The organism is Aeromicrobium sp., assembly GCF_050700635.1.
In the GTDB taxonomy this organism is placed as follows: domain Bacteria; phylum Actinomycetota; class Actinomycetes; order Propionibacteriales; family Nocardioidaceae; genus Aeromicrobium.
This window is the reverse complement of sequence record NZ_JBOHDT010000018.1, coordinates 1-3,220: the sequence shown is the minus strand read 5'-3', so window position 1 is coordinate 3,220 and position 3,220 is coordinate 1. Positions and strand designations below refer to the sequence as shown.

Annotated in this window: 2 protein-coding genes; one reads left to right on the top strand and one right to left on the bottom strand. The window is 66.9% G+C overall.

The genetic code is table 11. The annotated features are described in order from the left end of the window. Positions 1-459: 459 nt before the first annotated feature. Positions 460-1,077 (bottom strand): hypothetical protein, encoded by a 618-nt coding sequence (locus ACRDPN_RS01300; protein ID WP_431445519.1) that lies wholly within the window; start codon positions 1,075-1,077, stop codon positions 460-462. 716 nt (positions 1,078-1,793) lie between these two features. Here ACRDPN_RS01300 and ACRDPN_RS01295 point away from each other — a divergent pair. Further along, positions 1,794-3,220: cation-translocating P-type ATPase (locus ACRDPN_RS01295; protein WP_431445518.1), on the top strand; the 1,427-nt coding region annotated here is incomplete at its 3' end.

Below are 3,220 nucleotides of genomic sequence, written 5' to 3'. Positions count from 1 at the left end.
AGAAGAAGTCGACAACAGAGAGCCCCGTCCCCTCATGCCCGAGTGTCAGGCCACCGTCCGGCGCGTCAAGATCGCTGCCGCGTCGCTACGCGATCGAGCAAGCTCGAACCTTGACCCACCGGACACTGGCCAGGTTTGGCAGTTGTGAGGGGACGGGGCAAGTGTGGCCGGCACCTGGACGCCACCCTTTACGCCATCCCAATCACCGCGAAAACGCCCAAACTCGGTACTAGACGCGACCACTCAAGATCGGGGTTTCCGCAGGTCAAGTGACCTACAGGGACAACGCCAGAATTCGCACGAAGTGCGCGGCGATTCTCAGCGGGTTCGGGGTTCGAGTCCCTGATGGCGCACAACGTCGCAGGTCAGCAACCATCACGGTTGCTGACCTTCTTCCTTGGCCATTGTTTTCGGCCGAAGGTAGCTGGAGCGTCGTGGAGGAAGTGCACGTGGTCGCACTTACGCGGCGGGCACCTTCTTTGGGCGCAGCCCGACGTCGGCCAACTCCAGCACCGCCAGCTTCCTGACCACCTCGATGTCGCGTGCCCGCCAGGCACCGGCCGGATCGTCGCTGATTCTCGCCAGCACCCGCATCGGCTGGTTGGCCAGCGCCCGGAGGGCGAACAGGTCGAGGTCCTCCTGTGCGTCGATGAACTTCGCCCCCGCCGTGGCTTCCCTGGCGAAGCGCCAGCGGATCGGCAGATGGATCGCGGAGACGATCAGGATCGGGATGAGAGCCACCGACAGGCCCAGCAGGAGCGCGAGGCGCTCCACCGCGTCAACGGTCTCCCGACCCGCTGCGGCGATGCCGTCCGAGGCCTCCGCCGCCTCGTCGAAGGGCACCGCGAGCTCGTCCCCGGCCAGGGGCGCCTCACCCAGCTGACCGCCAGCGTCGCGGAACTGATCGGCCATCGCCGACGCTGCCGTGTCGGTCTGCCGGGCCGGCCCCGCGAGCTGGAGGGTGCCGTCATGGACGGCCAGTCCGATCCAGGCCCAGAGCACCAGCCAAGCGACGAACATCAGATCGGCGACGACCTGCAGGGTGCGGCGAACGGGCGTGTCAGCGAAGAGCTTCATGCTGAACACTGTCTCAGCCCAGCGCGGACGCCGCCTGCTGCAAAGCCCGCCAGGTGCGCTCCACGTCATCCCGGGTCGTACGCCAGCTGCTGACCTCGAGTCGGATGCCAGATCGCGCCAATTCGCACAGAGAAGCTGTGCGGCGTTTACGCAGGTCAGACCCCAGATCGAGACGGGTGCGTCAAAGGCCCGCAAGAAGCGTCTGATTCTCAGCGGGATCGGGGTTCGAGTCCCTGATGGCGCACAGACTCGCTGTGCGTGCTCAGCTGATCCTTGACACGGTCTCGGCTGATGCTTGACACCCTCCCTCGCTGGTTCTCGACTCATGTCGAGGGTCGCGGAAGCCTCCGAGAACGTCCTGAAGCAACGGCTGGTCGAGTCGCGCGCCTGTCATGAATCGCCGAGGGAGCACTGCGACCGCGCTCTGCGGAAGCGGACGGGTGCGCTCCCCTGCTCGGTTCTTTGTGCCCTTGCGCAACAGACCCTCCCCCTTGACGCGCACGAGCGTGGTGTTGATCTGCACGGTTCCGGCCCGGAAGTCGACGTCCCCACACAGCCGCGAGCGCCTCTCCGCTGTGGACGCCCTCGCCAACGTGAAGAACACGCGACGCTCCCACCGAACCCCGACACATCGGCATCACCCCTATCGGGTGAGGCGGGATCAGCCCCGGCAATCCCAAAATCGGAGTCAGGCCGACGGAATCGTGGAGGCATTGATGACCAGCAAGGATGTCACGCCGGTCACCGACTGGAACACGTCCGATCCTGTCGCAGTTGGGGCCGACCAGGTCGCGCGCGATCTCGGGGTCGACCTCAGTCGCGGGCTCTCGGTCGAGGAGGCGGGCTCGCGGCTGGCTTCGCACGGTGCCAACAAGCTGACCGGCGGCAAGAAGGAGCCCGGCTGGCGAGCCTTCCTCCGTCAGTACGAAGACTTCATGCAGGTCGTGCTCCTGGTCGCCGCCGGCGTCAACCAGCTGGTCACCGGGGAGACCGGGACCACCGTCGTACTGGCCGGGTTGACGGTCTTCAACGCCGTGATCGGCCTGCGCCAGGAGGCCAAGGCCGAGGAGAGCGTGAAGGCCCTGGCCCAGATGATGAAGACGATCGCACGGGTACGTCGGGACGGCCAGGCGGTCGAGATCGACGCCGAGGAGTTGGTCCCGGGCGACGTCGTGCTCGTCGAGGCGGGGAACCGGGTGCCGGCCGACGGCCGGGTCTGTGTCGCCGCGACCCTGGAGATCGAGGAGGCGGCACTCACTGGAGAGAGCCTGCCGGTCGGCAAGTCGAGCGAGCCGGTGCCCGGAGAGGACATCCCGCTCGGCGACCGAACCTGCATGGCCTACATGAACACATCGGTCACCCGGGGCCGTGGTGAGCTGATCGTCACCGGCACCGGCATGGATACCGAGATCGGCCACATCGCCCACATGCTCGCCAACACCGAGGCCAGCAAGACGCCGCTCCAGAAACAGCTGGACGCGTTGTCGAAGATCATCGCCACGATCGCCGCCATCGCGCTGGTGCTCGTGGTCCTGCTTGGACTGGCACGGGGGGAGGCCTTCGACACGTTGTTCGTCACCGGTGTGGCGCTGGCCGTGGCCGCGATCCCGACCGGTCTCCCGGCGGTCGTGACGGCGCTGCTGTCGATGGGCACGCGGGACATCGCGCAACGCAACGCGATCGTCAAGCGACTGCCGGCCGTGGAGACGCTGGGTTCGACCTCCGCGATCTGCTCGGACAAGACCGGGACCCTGACCCTCAACAAGATGACCGCTCGGGAGCTGGTCATCCCCGGGCACAACCGCTATTCGGTCTCGGGCGAGGGGTACAGCACGTCGGGGGAGATCAGTCATGTGGGCGGGCAGCACCACGACCTCGATCCGTACCTTCTGCCGATGGTGCTGTGCGCCGACGCCGTGCTCGACGGCGAGAGCCTGATCGGTGACCCCACCGAGGGCGCCCTCATCGTGCTCGGCGCGAAGGGCGGGCTGCACATCGAAGAGACGCGCAGCGCGTTGCCCAGGGTCGCCGAGGTGCCGTTCGACTCCGAGTACAAGTTCATGGCGACGTTCCACGAGATGACCGGGCAGGACGGCCGGCCGGTCGTGCGCTGCTACGTGAAGGGCGCGCCCGACGTGTTGAT

Coding starts and splice junctions, on each gene's coding strand:
- ACRDPN_RS01300 (WP_431445519.1), bottom strand. CDS start 1,077: ATGAAGCTCTTCGCTGACACGCCCGTTCGCCGCACCCTGCAGGTCGTC.